Source organism: Aquimarina sp. AD1 (genome assembly GCF_003443695.1).
GTDB lineage: Bacteria > Bacteroidota > Bacteroidia > Flavobacteriales > Flavobacteriaceae > Aquimarina > Aquimarina latercula.
In genome coordinates, this window is sequence record NZ_CP031966.1 from 1,177,373 (window position 1) to 1,197,632 (window position 20,260).

The window sequence follows — 20,260 nt, forward strand, 5'->3', positions numbered from 1 at the left end:
GTTTACCTGATTTTTTTTATAAAGGTTTAAAACCTATAGACGAACGTTCAATTTTTTTAATGTAATAACAAAAAACAACCTTCTAAAATTTAGAAGGTTGTTCATAAAATTTATGCTATTCTAAGAGAACAAGCCCTTAGTTGATAACTAGTTTTAAACTACGTTTACCACCAGAATTGTACAAAATATTAACCAAATATAATCCAGATTTAATTCCAGAAATATCAATTATCATTTCGGTAGTACTTGTTGGTACTCTTACTGATTTTAATTTCTTTCCGCTCAGGTCAGAAATCATAATGATGCTATTCTTTAAATCTGTTGTGTTTTTTATTGAAACACTACCAGTTGCAGGATTCGGAAACATTTCGAAGAGCGTGTTTTCTATTTCATTCTCTCTATTTATAGCAGTTTCGCACACTGGTGCTGTAGTAGAATCACTAAAATAAATAGTGTAATCTTTAGCTACTAATACAAAGTTTCTCTGATCTGTAGTAACAAAATAATCTCCATCCAAACCTGGAATACCAGTACCTACCAAAGAAATTTGAGGATTCGGTTGATTAAAGTTTTGTACAGCGTCTGAGAAATCAATATACCAAGGAGCTATATCTAAATTAAAAGAAAATTGATATAAACCATTATTAGTTAAATTCCAGTTTAGTGTAAACAAATTAATATTGCTTAAATCTGGACCACTAGTACCCAAAACGTATACATTATCGTAAGATGTATTTATACTTACCAAAGAGGTTTCGATTGGCGCACCAAAAGAACAATCACCAGTAGGTGGATCTATAATATCATCTGTAACTGTAATCATAACAGAAGCAGTATCAGTACCACCATTTCCGTCACTAACCGTAACAGTAGCAATATAATCACCTGTTGTGTATGTATGTGTAGAAATAGCATCCGATCCAAGAGTTCCATCACCGTAATCAATACTATAAGTTAGGATATCATTATCTGCATCAGTTGATCCAGAAGCGTCTAATACTACATCCAAAGGAGTAACTCCAGTTGTTGGTGTAGCAGTTAGCATAGCTATAGGAGCAGTATTTATTGGATCGATAATATCACCACATTGCGGAGCTATATCAGAATTACTGCAATAAATGGTAAAATCTCCTGTAGTAGAAACTAACACCAGATTATCTCCGTCTAAGGTTACGTAATAACTTCCATCTAATCCTACAAAACTAGAACCAGCAATGGTAAGTTGTGATCCAGGAGCATTAAAGTTTTGTGTAGATATTTCGATTAAATCATTATACCAGTTCGGAATACCGTTATTGGTACTAAATGAAAATTGGTATAAACCATTGTTTCCTAAATCCCAATTGATAGAACAATTGGCTATATTATCTAAATTAGGGCCGTTATCCCCCAATACATAAATATTTGAATACGAACTATTTACAGAAGGTAGAGGAGAGGCTCTTGGTGTATCAAAAGGACAAATTATTTCTTCACAATCGGTATCTATTACTAAGTCAATTGTTTGTACGACACCGCTACTAAAAACACCATCGCTAACTGTTAAGGTTACTGTAGCGCTATCTAGATTGGTATAGCTATGAGAAACGGTAATACCTTCTGCAGTTGTACCATCTCCAAAGTCCCAAGAATAAGTCAACGTATCTCCGTTAGGATCAAAGGAATCACTGGCATCAAACTCCACATCTGGGCCGCCACATGGACCATTATCACTAGTAAACAATGCTACAGGAGGTTGTGGTTCTGTTGTTAGACCAAAATCAACATCACTAGTAGAATAAAAAGCTTCTTCTGTAAGCGATCGTTGCCAAATACTATAAATAACGTGTTTACCAGTTCTTGCAGGAAGTACAACATCTATATTGTCAGTGGCAGATGCTTCTCGCGGTTCTGTTTCTACCAGAAGTTCAAGGTTATCCCAGGTTAAAGGTTGATCCGGAGTCCAGCTTGCTTTCGTAATATATACTCTATAATACAATGTTTGATGGGGAGCAGAATTTGTCCATGTTACCGTAAATGGGCCAGGAGTTACCGGCGTGGTAACCCAATCACCACGTACTTGATCAAGGCCTCCATACTTATCAGGACGTCCTGCACTAGCAAGATTACCATCTGCAATAATGGCTTGATGCATACCATTAGCATCCATACGTGCAACTTCATTCCAGTCATATAATGCTTGCGTACCATACATAGCTACAGCATCAATACAGGCGGGCGAATCGGGACTCTCGGGATTTTCTTGAAAACAAATCCAGACTCTACTAGGAGGACTTGTTACAGTACCGTGCGGAAAAATAGTCTGAAGGCTTGGGAAAATAAAGGCAACGCACAGCAATAAAGGCGTTGACCATTTTCTTAGGTAGGAAATCATCCAACCTAAAGTTTTGGTTTTAGAGTTTGTTTTTTTCATGTTGTTATTGAATTGTTAGTATTGAATTTACGTATCAAAAAAACAGGGTGGTTCAATAACAATTATGAAATTACTATTTAGGATTGTTGTTGTCAACTAATTAACATTTTTTAAATTCATATTTAACATAAATCAGAATTAGTTGAGGATTGTGTTTAACAGTTTTCATTTTATGTATATAGAAATGCCTACAAGAAGAATTATATAGGTATAAAGATGTAGAAAATCCTAATCGCTGAGAATCGCGTATTTGAAAATTCTTGTACGATTGTACGGAATAATCGATTTATGAGAATTACGAATATTGATACTAATTGATGAATTTATATATAAACCGTACATAATGATGAGGAAATTGATATAGGGTATGGTATAAAATATTCTATTTTACATAATATAAATTATAGTACAAATGTATTTATTGAAGCAAATTGGCGCATACGTAGTATTTTACATAATTGCAGATATAACGACACCGTTAGGTGTTTTATATCGTCAGCAATTATGTAAAAGCCAATTTGCGAAACGTTAAGCTCATTCGTAGCTATAATGTAATACTATGTAAAATATCCCAGGATAATTCTATTTCATAATGATCGTAGCTATTTGGGTCATTAAAAATTATTTTAAGGCGTTTATGATTAAGCCTCACGTTTACATTTGTAGCTATAATTTGCCGTTATGTAAAATTGCCGCGCCCAACCGCTTTATTGTTTTGTAAACAAAAATGCTCAATACATTTTTCTCTACACACAATTTGCCAACGCTTGGCCACACCAAAAAAAAGCAAACACTTTTAGGTAACTTATAAATTGCGTATTTGAACAATCACACGTGAAAAAAGTTTTTACGCGATTCTCGTGAAGGTTCCCGCATAAGCATAAAATTACTCTACGAGATAATTTCTATGCACATGCTATATGCAGAACACAGATTAAACTTTTCTTAGGATTTGCATTATCTTTTTCCTTGATGAAAAAGAAACAAAAAATCAAGGCTTCCCAAAACTTTGGAAACAATGTACGGCGCAGTCGCTATATTTTAGAAAGCATTCTAACTCATAAGATCGCTTAGAAATAGAATGAATATCTATAGCTTTGATTAAACCTTAGTAGTAAACCTCTAAAATATTGACGCTCCTTTACCTATTGTTTATACCAAAGTTTTCTGAGGCCAGTTTTTTAACTTTTCGATTCTATTTTACATAATATAACAACTTAATAGCTTTCATACAGTTAATCAACTTTAACAAAATCAACACCTACTCTTATTGGATGATTAAAACTGTGATTTGTTATTCTTTGAGCATAATTTTGCTTTAACGTAAAGACATATTCAATATCTTTTTGAACTAAAACTCTTTGTTTATTTCTGTACTCTATTCTTATTTTGTTATCAACTAACTCAGGGTTTTCAACATAATATTGTTTTGGTTTTACATATTCATTTCCCCACAAAATACAGGTTGTAGAATTTACATAAGAAATAAAACCACCATCACCTTTTTTTATACCTTCTTCTAAAGGAATAGAATTTCCTTTCACAAAATAATAATTAAAGTCTATATTACTCTCACCATTATGAAGAATACAATCACAGAGTGCTGTTATGCATAAATAATAAGTCGTGTTTTCTCCTTTGAAGATATCTCCAAAATTTAATAATTTCTTTTCTTTTAAAACAGTACCATTATAAAACGCATTTAGTACCGCTATTTCATCATCAGAAACTTTATATTTTTGCTTTGATATTTTATCTAGAAACTCTTCTTCAAGTATTTTTAGTTCAGAATCTTCTAATTTCAATTTTGAATGTTCTAATAAAATTGATTTTATGAAATTATTAAATTCCAAATCCAAATTATGTGCTTTTAATTGCTTCCGGTGATACATTAATGTATCAATACTAGTATTCAATAAATTTTCATCAATAAAAGAAGCGTTGTTGGTAAAGCTATTTTGCATATCTAAACCTAATAATTGAGAAAGATTATTTTCTGACTTTCTTACTTGGTCTACCAATCTGTTTAAAATTTTAATTGCACTATTTTCAGATTTAGGAATAATAGTTATAATAGTATTATTAATGTTTAAACTAAAGTTTGTTCTATTTATATGAGATAACTTTGGATTCGATATTATAGATTTATGTAAATTAGAAAATGCATAATTAACTTGAATAAGTGCTTCTCCAAATTTAGACAAGCCCGTACAATCTTTTATTAATTGTGGTAATCCTACATCAATTAATCTAAAAGCATTAAAAAGGGTTCCATTAAACCTATCATCATTGAATGATATTTGGTTAAAAGTAGCTAAATTATCATCTCTATAAATATCTAGCTCATCAATTATGTTTTGATAATATTCTATATTATAACCTGAAAAATAAGTTGATAAGTTATCAATAATTTCATCCATATTTACCTCTGAAGTGAATATCGAACAAAAATGAATGTGTTTTTCTTTAACTATTTTTGATAATAAATTTAAAGAATGCTCTTCTCCATCATTACCATCAAGTCGCCAGTCTAAAAGTACCAAATCTCTTCTTTTAAAAAAATACTTTAATCGTTCTTCATTTTCAAGGTCATTAGGAGAAAATTTATGTACTGCTAAAGAAATACCTTTCTCTTTAAATTTTTTAAGAAGATTAATTGATAAATTTACTTCAGGACATGGATTTCTAGGTTTAACCTTGTATGGTTCTAAAGCTTTTTCATCTATGAAAATTGCAGATTTAATAGAATCCAATATTATTTCTTTTGTCTTTTGATTTAAAGTCATACTATAACATTGGTTTTATAACAAAACAGGCTCCATTTAATTGATTATAGTTCTTATCATTTGTGGCGTAAATATCTAAACCATTTTCATTTAAACTTTGTTTAGAAAGATACAAACCTATCCCTCTACCATTAGGTTTATTAGAATAGAACATATCAAATATTTTTTCTAAACGATGCTCTTCAATTTTTAATCCTGAATTATTTATAATAATTTCATCAGTATCAGTTTTATAATCCAATAAAATTTTTCGATGTTCTTTATTTCTCATCCAATATATAGCATTGTTTATTATATTAATATAAACAGTATGAATTACTGGTTCTTTGATATTTAAAACATTTTTGATGAAGGTAGGTGTGCATTTCAGTTCTATATTATAATCTTTGATTCTTCTATCGAAAAATTTTAATAAGTAAGCGTGTATGTCTTTCCCACTAATTTCTTTAGGTACAACTCCTGCAATCCTATATAAAGGAGAAAGAAGTTCATATTTATCTTCTAATTGCTTAAAGTTTTGAATTAAAAATTGAAACTGCTCCGCATCTGTAAAAAGATTATCACTACTAAGTTTTTCTAAAGAATTATTTATTTTAGCATATAACTGGTTGAATTCGTGATCTATGATTTCAACAGCAACACCTAATTGAGCAGTTTCTCTAGTTTGCTCCCACTTATATTTTATAGTTTCATACTCAGCTTTATAAGCACCTTGAACTAATTCTTCATCAATATCAAAACTTAATTTACTTAAGTGATCCACTAAAGGTGATAGTTCCTTGCTAATTTGTTCTCGAAGGAATTCAAATTTAGTACCTAGCTTTTCAGATTCAATTAAAACACTTTCTTTAGAATCTATAGAATTAACAATTTTATCTTTATCAAAATTTAATTCATCGATAATTCTTCTTGAACGAAAAGAAAAATCTTTGAGTAAGTTATCATATTGACTTTTTAATTGTGCTCGATTTTCAGTAATTATCTTTTCAAGTGTGCCGTTATATTTTTGATAGTTCTTGGTGAATTCCATTTTCAATTCTTTGATTTCCAGTTTTTCTTTAACCTTAGTCATTAATTGAGCGCTATCATTCTTTATTGTATCATTAAACTTTAATAACTTATTTTCATATTTACTTAAACGATCTAATTGCGTATCGGTTGGCTTATAGCGTTTTGGTATTTTTGGTATTAAATTTTTAAATTCAATATCAAGAGTATGAAGTCTATCTAATAAATTTTCAATATCTGAATATAATATATTAGATGCGTTTGTTTTATCTTCTAATTGTTCTAAGATAGATTTATATTCAATTTGATATTGTTCAAATTTTTTTGGGCAATCTTTCAAAGATCGTGAAAAAGCTTTCTTTTCCTCAATTGCTCTTTTATTGTCTTTTTTAATTGCTTCATCTTGTTCATTGAACTCAGCTTTCTTGTCTAAAAATATTGATTCCTTTGCTTTATCTGAAAAGTAAGTTTTAGCTAAATCAATTAATAGACTTTCTAGATCACTCTTAAAAGCTCGGTATTTAGAATTATTTATTAGACCTTCCCTACTTGATTTATCTTTTAAATCACCATTTCTATCTCTTGAGATATCTATATAACCAAACATTCTTCGATATGAGAAAAAATAGGTTCCAATTCTAATATTTCTCCGCTCTTCAATATTCAAAAAATCCGCATTTGGCCTTCCATATGGTAAAACACGGAAATTATCTCTGTATACATAAAGACCTCCATATTCAGTAACCTTTTGATTAATTTTTTGATATCCAGTTCCTTCAAACTTAGAATCTTTTTCTTGACCTTGAGAATAACCTATTTTTAAAGGGACAGAGCCATAATGATTTCGACTATCATTTCTTCTTGGGTTCAAATTGGAATAATCAATAGTTTCATCATAAATTTTGATTTTTCCTTTAAATTCTCCTTTACCATCTAAAACTCCATCAATTATAATATCTGCCAATTTATAATCTTCAGCTGTGAAAAAATTTCCTTGAGATGTTAGAAAATCATATTCAAAATTTTCTTCTTTAAAAACAGGTATAGAAGTTTTTACTATTTTATTATGTTCTTTAAAATCATTTGTAAACCCAGATAAACTGGAAATAACAAATTGCTTATCAACAAGTCCATCTTCATCACTATTTGTCAAATCTACTATTTGATCAATAGGTTCAAAAATTACGAACTTTGTACCGTGATCATTTTCAATATTTAATAAGTCATTAAGTAATTTCTTTGATAAAAAATCTGGAATTTGCGAATTCTCAATTGAGTTTTCAATTTCAGTTTTTAATTCAAGTTGTTTTTCTTCCCAAATTGGATTTCCTTCTGAATCTTCGTCTTTCGAAAAATTATTAAGAAAAGACTTTTTTAATTTTTCAAATTTTATTGAAAATTCAGTAGTATTTTCAATATTTTCTACTGGTATATCTACATCATCTAAGAATAGATTGTAATTTTCTAATAATCTCCAATCAAAAAATAAGGCTTGTAACGGATGACCTTGTTTTTTAGTAAACATTAACATTGGATTTCCAAGAAAAGCCACTGATAATCTTCCAATTCCTTTTTCCCCAGCTTTTATTCTAGGTTTTTTCCAAAGTGTTTCTTCACTTTCTTTGTCTTCTAAAGTTGCTCTACTTTTAGAGTCAGTTCCAAGTACCAACCATTTTTCAAAAATATCGTTTCTAGACATTCCCTTACCGTCATCTGTCATTACAAATAGAGGAGAATTAACATCTTTATATGTTTCTAAATATATTTCGGCAGTTAGGTCATCTGCATAAGCATCATATCCATTTTTCCATAACTCCGTTATAGCTGTTGGTAAATCTGCAATTTGACCTTTTCCAAGCAGATCTACTGCCCTAGCTTTAGTTCTAAATTGCATTCTTATGATTATTAATGATTGCTTTTCCTATTCTTTTTGCATATTCAGGAGGAACCGCATTTCCAATTAATCTTGCAATACTTCCCATACTGGTGCCTATAAATTTATAACTTTTTGGAAATGACTGCAAAGAAGCTCCTTCTCTAAGTGATAAAGCTCTATTTTCTTCTGGATGTACAAAACGACCATTAGATACACTGAAGAATTTTGTTGTAATTGTAGGAGATGGCTTATCCCACCACAATCGACCAAATGTATCCTTAAAAGAAGAATCTCTTCCTATAAAACATTTTAATTGTAATTCTGGATCGTCAGCAAAACTTAATCGATTACCACCATCCTTTTCTACTTTTTCTAGTCTCCTTAGTGTAATATCACTAATATTTGGAACTGTATGATTAAAATCAGAACTATCGATATGTCCTGCTTTTATTTCAGGAAAACCATTTGCCTTACCAATAATATCTTTGACGGTAAGTGTTCTTCTTGCTTTAATAGGTTCTAATTCATTTTCAGTAATTCTATTTGCAATTAAAGTAAATCTCTTTCTGTTTTGAGGAACGCCGTATTCAACAGTATTGTGTACATCGAAATGAACTTTATAATTATTCTTTTTAAGCCATTTAATAAAAGCACCTAATCCACTTTCTCCCTTCATTCTAAGTACTCCAGGTACATTCTCAACTACAACATAACCTGGATTAAAATATTTTACAAACTTTCCAAATTCTTTTAATAAATTTTTTGATTTCTTTGATTTCTTTTTGTCTGTATTTATGATGCTCCAAAATTGACAAGGACTGCAGCCAATTAATAATAATTCGTCATCATTACGCTTTAAGTTCAGTTCAGTTTCTAAATCTTCCACCTTAAGTTCAAAGACATCAGCTTTTATGAATTTGGCATTTTTAATATTCGCTTCATATGTTTCTTTGCATTTTTCTTCATAATCTATGCCCGCCAACACTTGAATACCTGATTTTTGCATACCATAACTCATCCCTCCACCTCCACAAAAGAAATCAACAGCCTTTATTTTTTTAGTCTTATTAATTGTTGACACTAACTATTATTTTTTTTGATTTCTAAATCTTTACAAACTTCATTTAATACTTCACAAGGATTAGCTTCTATGGCTAGTGCAATAAGATACAACTCACTCACGCGTAATTTTGTTCTTCTATTATTTGACAGTTCACTAAGACGTGTTTTACTTATTCCTGTCTTTCTAGAAACATCTGATCTATTTATAGATTTCCTTGATAAGTAGAGACCTAAATCTGTCATTATTATCTGATTTTATGAACATAAAATTAGTTATTCAGTTATTATTTTCCGGTTTTCTAAATGATTACAAATATTTTTATCCGTTTTTGTTTACATTTGTTCTTATAATCGGAATATTTTATCTTAAAAAGTGGATTTTATTTTCAATAATCGACAAATAAACTACTATAAATACTAAATAATTCTATGAAAAATGAACAATTAATCATTGATTTAATACATCAAGACCTTAAACATAGTCAATTATTATACGGTTTAGAAAGTATAGGATTAGACGGATTAAGTACTCATCATCTTGCAATTTTGGAGATTATCTACCAATTAATGAATATTCCAAAAGAGAAAATAAATGATTATTTGGCAGAAACATATGCTTCTTTTATGAATAGATCTATTGATTATAAAATTACACCAGATGGGCAATCTTTAAAACCTTTAGCAAAAGAATGTTATTGTCGATTAAAATATCTTATCGATTTGTAGACATTTAACTTTGTACTCTTAATTTTAACATTTTTAGATAAGTATCCATTCCACACACATTCCCCTACTCTCCTATTGTCGTTTCGGGTAATAAGTGTTCCATTACCTTTTTTAAAGAGGATTTTCGTTAGAAAACTTTTAAAATAAACTGTAGAGGTATAAAAACTTTGCTTTACCCAAGCAAAGTGACATAACGCAAGTACATTATAGTACAAATATGTTTATATGAGTAAAAAGGCGGATACCGCGTATTTCATATAATATCAGATATAAGTACGCGCCAGCGTATTATATCGATAGATATTATGTCAAAGCCGTTTTACGACACGCTTGTTTATTATTAGTAGCTATAATGTAATACTATGTAAAATATCCCACAGTAATTCTATTTCATAGCAATATTAGCTACTGGGGTCATTAATATTTCTTTTAAGGCGTTTATGATTAAACCTCACGTTTGAAATTTGTAGCTATAATTTGCCATTATGTAAGTTTCCGCATAAGCATTTTTAGCGTTTATGATTCTTATTACTGCTAACATTATCCAGCCACACCATCTCGCAGCTTTACAAAATTGATTCACAGGATCAATTTTATAAACTCGTCTAAAATATGGACGCTCCTTTACCTACTTACCCTGAGCTTGCCGAAGGGTTGTTTTCTCCAAAGTTTTCTGAGGTCGATTTGAAATTCGAGGTTCTATTTTACATAATATAAATTGCTTTATAAACTAAAACCTAGTCGTTTTTATTGTTATTAATTACTTAAATTAGATTTTAGCTAATGTTATATTTAAATACTAAAAAATAAAGATTGTCTAGAAACACATATGTACTAATTGTTACAATTTTTTTTAGCTTAGTTTATATACCAAGTTTGATAAATACTATATTGTTTAGTGTATTACATACTGAAACTATAAATTTCAGTATGATTCCTATAACTAACATAAAATTAATTTTATTAGCGATTATATGTATTATGGAAAGTACTTTAATCGAAAAACAATATCCTGGTATTTTTGGTTGGATACTTAGCGCTATATTAACTATGGCCATACTAATGCGTGTAATGCATTGGCCTTACAATACAGGAATAATTATAATTAGCGCATTGTTAATACTTGGCAACCTTATTTATTTTTCTATAAAAGAAAAGAATAAAACTATAATTAATTATTTATTGATGGCTTATCTAGTGATCAGAATATCTATAATTCTTTTTAGAAATACTGATTTCTTTTGGTGGCTAGAGCTAATTTTTGGCTGCAGCATTATTATTTTTGGTATACTAAATAGTATTAAAAAAATTAAAAGACTGCTTTTAAAATCTACTTTTATCCGCACACATTACACTCCCCTCCTGCTACTTCGACTGCGATGAGCACAGGTTGGTTTCCAAATAAAAATACAAATCATTAATTAGTTCTGATAGAGCCTAAATAAATACTTTTGCTCCCTCAAGTAAAGAAACTTACTTTAAATATCTCCATCTAATTACTTATTTTTATTTAGAATTATCTTTTCTATTTTATTAAAATTTGTTGCATTTGGTACATGTTTAGACCTACTTAATAATATGGTCTCTTTTAAAGAAGGGAAAATCTTTTTGGCTCTTCTTATCATTTTTTTACCAGGGAATATAATGTCGTTTTCACAGGCGAAAATGGTAATAGGTGTTTTTATTTGTTGAGCAAATTTTTTAGCTATAACAGGTAATGATGAAAAGTCCATATTACAATTTTGAAAAGTAATTGACATATACGCTACTGCAAAATCGTCATATTCAGAAAAAAGGACATCCATTACTTTTTTAATGTAATGTTGATCATTAGTTTTTATGAATTTTTTTAGTGGTATAAACATCTTAATTAAGCCTAGAAAGGGATTTCCATTTACAATATAAACCGGTGCTATTAGAAAGACTTCTTTTATAGATATTTCACTAAACTCTAGCGCCTTTAGACTAATTAACCCTCCAAAAGAAAAGCCAACCAACGTTACATCTTTAATTCTTAGTTTTATGATGACTTCCAACAACCATTGTCCATAATCAAGAGATTTCATATCTAACTTTTGTTCTGCACTCTTGTTAGGTTGAGCAAGCACATCAATGGCATAAACACAGTATTTAGAAGATAAATTAGGAAATGATTCTAAAATTAAAGGTGCACAGCCACCTGTACCATGAATTAATACAAGAGGTGGTAAATTAGTGTTTCCGACACGTATTACATTCGTTATACCAAATTTGGTATCTATTAATTTTTCAGAATAATCTATTGATAAGCCGTTTAACTTTTGATGATATAGGTTTAGTATCTTTTCCTTTCCTTCTTTTGATTTAAAAAACATACAATGTTCGTTTTTTGATTGATAAATTATTATTATTGATTTATGATAACGATGTTACCTACTTTTCGCCCAGTTTCGAGATAATGATGCGCTTCTATAATTTCTGATAGGTTGTAGGTTTTATCAATAACCGTATTAAGTTTTTTTTGTTTAAAAAAGTCTACTAATTCTAAAAATAATCGTTTTAATTCCTCAGTTTTTTTTAGACCTGTAGCTGCAAACTTCACTCTTTTGGGATTACTCATTGAATACCACAAGATATTTAAACTTAAAACTGGCGTTATAAATACTCCACTAGGTTTTAAAGCATTTTTGGACTTACTATAATTGGTTTTTCCTACCGAATCATAGATAACATCATATGTATTGGTATTTTTTGTAAAGTCATTGTTTTTATAGTCGATCACAAAATCAGCTCCTAAGGATTTGACCAACTCAATATTCTTAGTACTACAAACACTTGTGACAGTAGCACCCATAAGTTTTGCTATTTGAACAGCAGCAGTTCCTAAGCTTCCCGAAGCGCCATTTATTAAAATATGTTGTCCTTGTTGAATGTTTACGATGTCTTTTAAAAAATTATAAGAGGTTAGAAAACCATCACAAACAGGTGCAGCTTCTTGATGTGATAAATTGTTGGGTTTAAAAGCAATTATTGAATTCTCAGCAATGCATAGAAATTCTGCGTTAGTGCCATTACTAAATAGTTTTTCTCCAAAAATTTCATCTCCTAATTTGAATTGAGTTACCTCTGTACCAACTGATTCAATAACTCCAGAAAAACCTGTTCCTAGAAACGTATTCTTTGGTTTAAAAAAACCGAGAAACAACCTGCCAAATTTCGGTATTCCTGCTCTCATCATTGTATCGGCACGCGTAGCGGACGATGCCTTAATTCGCACTAAAACTTCATTAGGTTTTGGTAATGGCTTCTCTTGATCAACTATCTGGATAACTTCTGGAGAACCATAAGATGTATAAATTGCTGTTTTCATAAGTGCTATTGTTTTCTTTTTTCAAATTCTCTTGTTCTTCTTATTTGTTCTTCGATATTCCATTCAAAATCAAATCTATTTTTAAGAAATATGGCGATTGAATCCAGCCCAATTGCTGTCCTTCGTTTATCTATATTTTCTGGGTCAAAAACTGGCCATAAATTAAAACTCTTGGTTTCTGGGTAGTATTTCATTTGTCCACCATAGATTTGTAAATCACCTCTCTCAGTTGCTATTCTGTCCTCTGCCCTTACCAAGAATCGAGGTTCTAACTTTTTATCCTTGACAGCTTGTCTCATCATTGGAAGGTATTGTATTCGAACTTCATTATCTGAATGTTGAATAACATTACAAATGGTCCAATTACCACGTTCTCCTATCATTTCTTTTGTTGGCCAGCCATATTTTTCAAGGACACTTTTCACTCTACTTTCATTAATTATATGATTTTTATCTATAATTACCTGTTGCTCTTTAGCTAGCTCTGAATCTACACCGTATATAACTATTAATGAATCTCTTAATCTAATTGGCGTTTGTTCGGTAGTCCATATTTGGTCTATTAGTGAAATTAAATTTTCATTTTCCTCTTCCTCTTTTACCAATACATGCTCTTCTGCCTTAGTTTTATTAGAGCAATTGAGTAGTAGAGCTAAACTGAATAATAAGATATACTTCATTTTTAAAAGGTGTTTATTGCTATGTTTAATCCGTTTGATGCTATCAATGCAAACTGGTGTAACCAATTTTTATCAGATCATTTTATTTAGAGATTCTATGACTACATTTCCTCTTTTACGTCCTGTTTCAACATACTTGTGGACTTTTTCTATGCCATCAAGTTTAAATGATTTGTCTATATAGGTTTCGCTATGTCCTTTGTTTTGAGAACATTTGGTGAACCGTGTTTTTTTATAAACTACTGATTTCTTATTGATTTTATATTACGTCTTATTCCAAAAATTAGCAAATAACCAATCATCCAAAATTCACCAATGGTTGCAGGTATTGTAAGAAATCTATTGAGACTAAAATCAATTCCGGCGTAGCGTATAATTGTAGAAACTAAATAGCCTATACCACCTAAAATAAGAACTCTTCCTAACCAGATAGGCAACCTTTTAGATTTGACAACTATATATCCCATGGGTAATAACCATAACCCGAAAAATAGACCACCAATTCCCCAAGCATTTGAAATTATATGTTGTAGCAACTGAATTAGTAAAACTTGGTCTTCCATAGCACTTATATCAGAGTTTGCTATACCTATTGCTGAAGCTATTGAAATTGCACTTATCATAATGGTTAAAGCATTTACCATTCCCCATATACCTAAAGTCCAAGCTTCCCATTCATAATTATCTTTAAATAATTTGAAGAACCAAACTGCGGTAAGTGCTTGTGATATTACGATAGCAAACTCTAATAGCAACCTAATTCTTGCTGTAGATTCTAATTCTACTAAATTTGTCAGTGTTTGTTCAGGATTACCAGACACAAATATTTGAGAATGAAAGACCATAAACCCTAAAATTCCTGTAATAGCCATCATTAAATACCATAGGCCAGTTATTCTAGCGGTCTTAATTAAATTTTTATGTTCATTATTATCAATCATAGATTATCAGTTATTCTGTTTTCTTTTTTCAAATTCTTCTGCTCGTTCTATTTACTCTTCAAGATTCTATTCAAAATCAAATTAGTATAAAGCAATAGACAAGAAACTTTTTCTGCATCTGTTTTTAATATTTTTTGATTTACTAATCACTATTTTTAGAAATCCTTATTAATTCTTACTCCTTTTGTCAAAAGCCAAATTCCAAAAATGAGTTCGAAAAATGCTCCTGGGACCATAACTACCATTAACTGTTTTGAAGTCTCTGGAAATAGGATTTGTAATATAAAACCTATAAATACTGTTGCATAAGTAAAAAGCCCCCAATAACTCAACCATTTGGGGATATAAGAAGCACATTTTAATAACTTTATAAATATAAAAGCACCTACGCTCATTAAAATAAGATGAAGATTAGATCCCATTCTATATATATCAAAAAAGACTTCAGCTAGTGAATGTAAAGTGTCATTATTAAACTGATAGCTTTCTGCTTTACTTAAAATGATTAACGGTGAAGTATATAAAAGTACCATTACAAAACCCATAACTACCTCAGCTGCCCTAAAGACAAAACCAAGCAAAGCCTTATTTTTATTAATAGACTTCGTTAGTATATACAATGCAACAGCCATCCACATTACAAGTGCATACATTGTGATGTCTAAAAGTATAGACATCCTAAATTGAAATTCTGATTCTAACAGTATATCAGGTTTATGAATACCCGCTTTAACGAAAAAAATATTTATAGAGCCAATTAATGTGGTTACCAAATAGGTGAAGCCAACTATTTTGACTTGCTTCTGAATTTTCTTTTGTGTTTGAGTGTCTATCATATTTTTTTGAATTAATTTAAATTTCTGATTATTTCAAGAAATTTAATTTTCTCTACTTTTATAACATTGTAATTAATTGATATTTAATACCTTTTGCTTTTAATTCTTTTAATTCCAAATATAATTAGCGTTACTATCAAGACTATAAAAAGAACACTTGTCGAAATACTTTTTATTAGAGAAAAAGAACTTGTTGATTTTACAGCAACCTCTGTTAATTCAGGATAGTTTTTTAACATTACTATAATTCCAATATTTTCCAAATAATCTGCAATTCCTGCAATTATTGGTAGTAGGCAGAGAAAATTATATACAGAATTTAACTTGTTCAATTTTTTCAATAAATACCCCAAAAGCAAACAGTAAGAAAGTCCGAATAGTAGTGGATAAATCATATCCACAGGTATTTGGTTGTTTAGATAGGTTAAACGTCCATTTTCTCCAAGCAAACTGAATAATTCTCTTACATAATCCAGATCATATCCTGTAGGCATCATATCCAGTAATTTCATTCCTTTAGAGAATTCCATTGTTTTAGGAATTGTAACAGTAAGCATAAAGGTGTAAACAACATTTGTCAAGATAAAAAGGCCTAAAACTTTTTTTCCTGAAATGTTCTTATCTATAAATTTTGTTAATCGTTTCATTTTTTCTCAAATAAGTGCTAACATTAGAGTATATGTAAGTAGATAAATTCTTAATGTTTTCATTTTATTAATAAGTAATATCAAACCCGAATTATGTAATACAAAATCCAATTCAGTATAGAAATACTGTAAATGCTAAAGTTTATATGTGACTTTCTAATACATAATTCGAGTGAAAGCTTATAGCCAACTAAACCCTAATCCTACATTAAAGATTACTGCATCTCTATATGCATCTCCATCTAAAGAAGCACGACCAAGAACTAGTTTAGACTGTACATTAAGCGCAAAGTTTTTCTTTTTGTAAATTTCATACCCTGTACTTGCCATAACAGCACAACCAAAGTTCCAATCGTCATTTACATCGTCTTTAATATCATATAGCGCTGGCGAATCTATTGCTAAGCCAATTCCTCCATGAATCCACCATCTATCTTTTACCCAATATTGTACAGAAGGAATGAGCCCTCCAAAATGCCTGTCAATATCCTGAAATTCGTATATATTTCCAGGTAAAGAGGCTGTAATGGCGAGTTTGTCGTTTAACATGTAGCCAAATTTTAAATCTGGAAAAACAAATGCTCCTTGAGATTGGTCAAAAGTTTGAATACCTGCACTATCTTCTAAACTAATAATACCGCCACCTGCTATGAATTCGAATATGAATCCATCTCTTTGTGTTGTTGATTCTGAATGTGTGTTTTGTGCGTATGTTATACTAGATACTAATGCAAAGGCAACACAAGCCAGTTTTGATAAGATTTGTTTTTTGATTGTTTTCATAATTGTTCGTTTTATGATTGTTCGTTTTATGATTGTTCGTTTTATGATTGTTTTGATTGATAATTTCTATTTTATTTAATGTTGTCCTTGATTTATTTTGAATATTCAATTAATTCCTCTTCATACCGAAAATCACCTTGATTTTGAGTAAGTTTTATGAAATTTTTTATAGATGGTGCATATAACCAAACTTCCGTTTCATCTGCGCTATATCCTCTGGAATTTGTGGTTTTACCAGTGTATTTGATTGTATAAGCCATAAATGTACCAGCCTCTACCGTTTCTTTTTGGTAGGATAGTACTTCGGCATTCTGACTTTGGCTTCCAGTAGTTCCATCTTGACTTGTCCAATTGTTTTCATACTTCCATTTTTTACCCACTTCGAGAGGCCAGTCATACTTTGGTGTTTCGCTAATCTCTGGTTTAACAATATCGCTAACAAGAATAGTGTCCTTGCCGATAGTCATACCTATGAACTCTCCAAATTTCACTACTTCCCTTGTATCTGTTCCATCCGAGCGAACTTCTCCTCCGGTAGTTACACCTTTATACTTCCATACCCATTTTTCACCAATAGTATAATCGGTTAATGTTGGTTGTTGGGTTATACCTAATTTGGTTTTGTTGTTACACGCACTAAGAATCGTCAAAGCAAATAGTACAATAATTAGATTCTTCATTTTGTCTTTTATTTTTTTACTTAAAATTTTCGAGCAGATTAAATATTTAGAAGCATTTGAAGGAATTCATCCTTTTCAATTTTGCCGACAATATGCCTAACCACTTTCCCTTCTGGATCTAAAAGGATCGTGGTTGGTGTCGCATAAGCTTTGTATTGATTTACAATGTCCTTGGTTTCTGGATTATCGATATCAATCATGATAGCTCTGTATTTTGAATTAATCGTCTCTTCAACTTTTTGGTCGGCAAATACTTCTCGTTTCATTATACGACATGGTGAACACCATTCTGCTGTAAAAAACACTATTGCGTATTTATTGGAATTGTTGATGAGTGATTCTTGATTAGAAAGAGTCACCCACTCAATTTCATTAGATGGTGCGTAAAAAGAATACCAAGCGTACCAGAGCGAAACGACAAGAAAAGTAAGCCAGAAAAAGCTCCAAAATGGATGTGTTTTCTTTTTTGATGATTTTACGTTTGAACTTATTTTTTTAGTCTTCATTTTTCGATTCTTTTATTTATAATTTCAAGGATGATTCTTCTAAATACGAAGTAGGTTTGAGCCAATGCATTAGGCTTTATTTACAACAATAGTTTCACTCCTTTTTTTCTTTATATCTACTTTCCAGTTTAAACCAAACAATGGTCTAAGAATAGGGATTCTTCTTATCAGAAACTCATAAAGTAAATAGCAGCCGATAAACGTAATAAGTGTAATCAGCACGAATGCTATTGGTGCTGGCAAGTTTAAAGGCAATATAAATTTTGCTGCTAAATACAATACAATCATGTGTATGATATAAACAGGATATGCGGCTTTACTTAAATAGGATAAAATCTTACTCGGTTTATTAAGATATTGATGGCAAAAACCGAATATTGAGAAGATCCAACTATTGCTCTCAATAGAAGTTAAGTATAAAGGTCCTTCGGCGCCGAATAAAACATATCTTACCGTATATAGTATAGCTGCCAATCCCAGAAAAAGCCATTTCCATCGTTTTACTGAATTCCAAAACACTTTTCCTGTTTTCATAAAAAGGAAGCCGAAAAAGAATGCTAATAAACCAATTGCAAAACCATGCCAGGTTTGCGCATACATTGCAAAAGGTTTTGGTTGTAATAGTAATACCTCTGCAACAAAAAATGCATTAACGGATAATAAGCCTAGTGGATTGCTAAATAGTCGTTTTGAAAAAGCTATGAGTTTTGAAAACATACCTTTTTGTATGCCGTAAAAAACGGGAAGTCCAATAAGCACATAAATAAAAATATTTCCTAAAAACCAAAGATGTCCCATATGCGGATAGTAACTTAAACCTATACTATAGTAATCTTGAAACACAAACATGTGTAATGGAGTTATAGCCACAATGCCAAATAAAAATGGTAGTAATATTCTTTTTGCACGCTCCTTTAGTAATTCTATGTTATTGCGTTTTCTTAAAGCAAAATAAACACCCATACCAGACACATAGAAAAGAATAGGTATACGCCATACATTTAACATGGTCATTGGTTGCCAGATGGTAGTAGAGATTTCGTCGCTTCTTATGAAGCCTATAAGCATAGCCCAAGGTTGAAACACAATAGCAATATGGTATATTAATAAAAGTGCTATAGCTATAACTCTTAGCCAATCGATATCATAACGTCTTTCAATTTTCATACTATGGGAATTTGGTTGATGTATTTAATGTTTATTCTTAGATTGATAATGCAATAAGCAATCATATGTATGCTTTATTGCAACATCATAGCGACTACAGGTCTTGCCTTTTCCAATTCGTTAAGGTCTAATGTGAAGCCCATAGGTTGCAATTGAAGAGTTAACATTTCATAAATAGGTTTCATTTGCGAAAATTCACCTAATACAGTTTCTCTTGGTGTTGCACCAAAATTGTTTTTTATAGTTTTATCTGCTCCAGCATCCAACAATAGTTCAACCATATCTATTCTTCCAAAAAATGCTGCAGTGTGTAATGCTGTGCTGCCATCATTGTTCTTTATGGATAAATCAACATTTTCTTTCAATAACTCAGCTACTATTTTAGGTCTATTAAAAGTCACTGCAGTTAATAAAGGTGTAGACCCACTCATGTTTTCTATTTTATTGATATCCGAACCATTTTCAATATGCTGTTTTACAACCTCGAAATTATTTGAGATTATCGCTTCATGAATATCTTGACTAGGTTTAGCAATCTTCTCATTTGAAGTGGCTGTTGTGTTTTTGGTTTCACTTTTTTGTGAACATGATGTAAATGCAATTGCCATAATACATATAAGTATAGCTAAACATCTTGATTGAATTTTAATTGAATTTTTCATGATTTTAAATTTTAAGTATTATTATTTCGATTTGATGACACAAAGATGCAATCAACGTTGAAGCAACAGTAAACAGTTATGAATCAAGAGTTATGAAGTTTAATGCAGTCTTATAAATTATGTAGCAAGACTATAAAT

General features: G+C 30.5%; 17 protein-coding genes. 1 reads left to right on the forward strand and 16 read right to left on the reverse strand.

The genetic code is table 11. From position 1 onward, the window contains the following. Positions 1–136 precede the first annotated feature (136 nt). The 5 genes from D1815_RS05300 to D1815_RS05320 all read right to left on the reverse strand — a co-directional run bounded on the left by D1815_RS05300 (position 137) and on the right by D1815_RS05320 (position 9,388). Positions 137–2,413, reverse strand: coding sequence for a lytic polysaccharide monooxygenase (locus D1815_RS05300; RefSeq protein WP_233557614.1), 2,277 nt, complete (start codon positions 2,411–2,413; stop codon positions 137–139). Positions 2,414–3,648: 1,235 nt separating this feature from the next. Next, complete coding sequence (locus tag D1815_RS05305; protein ID WP_118386220.1) at positions 3,649–5,199, reverse strand: response regulator receiver domain; 1,551 nt, start codon at positions 5,197–5,199, stop codon at positions 3,649–3,651. A gap of 1 nt (position 5,200) precedes the next feature. After that, positions 5,201–8,101 (reverse strand): ATP-binding protein, encoded by a 2,901-nt coding sequence (locus tag D1815_RS05310; protein ID WP_118386221.1) that lies wholly within the window; start codon positions 8,099–8,101, stop codon positions 5,201–5,203. Next, positions 8,091–9,164, reverse strand: coding sequence for a DNA cytosine methyltransferase (locus D1815_RS05315; RefSeq protein WP_199726781.1), 1,074 nt, complete (start codon positions 9,162–9,164; stop codon positions 8,091–8,093). The genes D1815_RS05310 and D1815_RS05315 overlap by 11 nt, the downstream gene beginning before the upstream one ends. After that, positions 9,164–9,388, reverse strand: coding sequence for a helix-turn-helix transcriptional regulator (locus D1815_RS05320; RefSeq protein ID WP_118386222.1), 225 nt, complete (start codon positions 9,386–9,388; stop codon positions 9,164–9,166). The genes D1815_RS05315 and D1815_RS05320 overlap by 1 nt, the downstream gene beginning before the upstream one ends. Before the next feature lie 186 nt (positions 9,389–9,574). Here D1815_RS05320 and D1815_RS05325 point away from each other — a divergent pair, with 186 nt between their 5' ends. Next, positions 9,575–9,871, forward strand: a complete 297-nt coding sequence (locus D1815_RS05325; protein ID WP_205486655.1) for a hypothetical protein — start codon at positions 9,575–9,577, stop codon at positions 9,869–9,871. 1,496 nt (positions 9,872–11,367) lie between these two features. Here D1815_RS05325 and D1815_RS05335 read toward each other — a convergent pair. From D1815_RS05335 to D1815_RS05385, 11 genes are all read right to left on the reverse strand, one after another. Beyond that, a complete protein-coding gene (locus tag D1815_RS05335) occupies positions 11,368–12,225 on the reverse strand; it encodes an alpha/beta fold hydrolase (RefSeq protein ID WP_118386225.1) in 858 nt (285 codons plus the stop codon). Positions 12,226–12,257: 32 nt separating this feature from the next. Then, entirely contained in the window at positions 12,258–13,220 is a 963-nt protein-coding gene (locus D1815_RS05340) for an NAD(P)-dependent alcohol dehydrogenase (protein WP_118386226.1), read from the reverse strand. 5 nt (positions 13,221–13,225) lie between these two features. Next, complete coding sequence (locus D1815_RS05345) at positions 13,226–13,900, reverse strand: DUF6624 domain-containing protein (RefSeq protein ID WP_118386227.1); 675 nt, start codon at positions 13,898–13,900, stop codon at positions 13,226–13,228. Between the two features lie 239 nt (positions 13,901–14,139). Continuing rightward, positions 14,140–14,841 carry a DUF4386 domain-containing protein gene (locus tag D1815_RS05350; protein WP_118386228.1) on the reverse strand — a complete coding sequence of 234 codons (702 nt, stop codon included), beginning with the start codon at positions 14,839–14,841 and terminating at the stop codon, positions 14,140–14,142. Between the two features lie 155 nt (positions 14,842–14,996). Next, on the reverse strand, positions 14,997–15,677 hold the full coding sequence (locus D1815_RS05355; RefSeq protein ID WP_118386229.1) for a DUF4386 domain-containing protein: 681 nt from the start codon (positions 15,675–15,677) through the stop codon (positions 14,997–14,999). 83 nt (positions 15,678–15,760) lie between these two features. Next, positions 15,761–16,324, reverse strand: a complete 564-nt coding sequence (locus D1815_RS05360) for a hypothetical protein (protein WP_118386230.1) — start codon at positions 16,322–16,324, stop codon at positions 15,761–15,763. 180 nt (positions 16,325–16,504) lie between these two features. After that, complete coding sequence (locus D1815_RS05365) at positions 16,505–17,107, reverse strand: hypothetical protein (protein WP_118386231.1); 603 nt, start codon at positions 17,105–17,107, stop codon at positions 16,505–16,507. A 92-nt stretch (positions 17,108–17,199) separates the two neighbouring features. Continuing rightward, positions 17,200–17,787 (reverse strand): hypothetical protein, encoded by a 588-nt coding sequence (locus D1815_RS05370; RefSeq protein WP_118386232.1) that lies wholly within the window; start codon positions 17,785–17,787, stop codon positions 17,200–17,202. 38 nt (positions 17,788–17,825) lie between these two features. Then, positions 17,826–18,293, reverse strand: a complete 468-nt coding sequence (locus D1815_RS05375) for a thioredoxin family protein (RefSeq protein WP_118386233.1) — start codon at positions 18,291–18,293, stop codon at positions 17,826–17,828. Between the two features lie 69 nt (positions 18,294–18,362). After that, entirely contained in the window at positions 18,363–19,460 is a 1,098-nt protein-coding gene (locus D1815_RS05380) for an acyltransferase family protein (RefSeq protein ID WP_118386234.1), read from the reverse strand. 74 nt (positions 19,461–19,534) lie between these two features. Further along, complete coding sequence (locus tag D1815_RS05385) at positions 19,535–20,122, reverse strand: ankyrin repeat domain-containing protein (protein ID WP_118386235.1); 588 nt, start codon at positions 20,120–20,122, stop codon at positions 19,535–19,537. Positions 20,123–20,260: the final 138 nt, after the last annotated feature.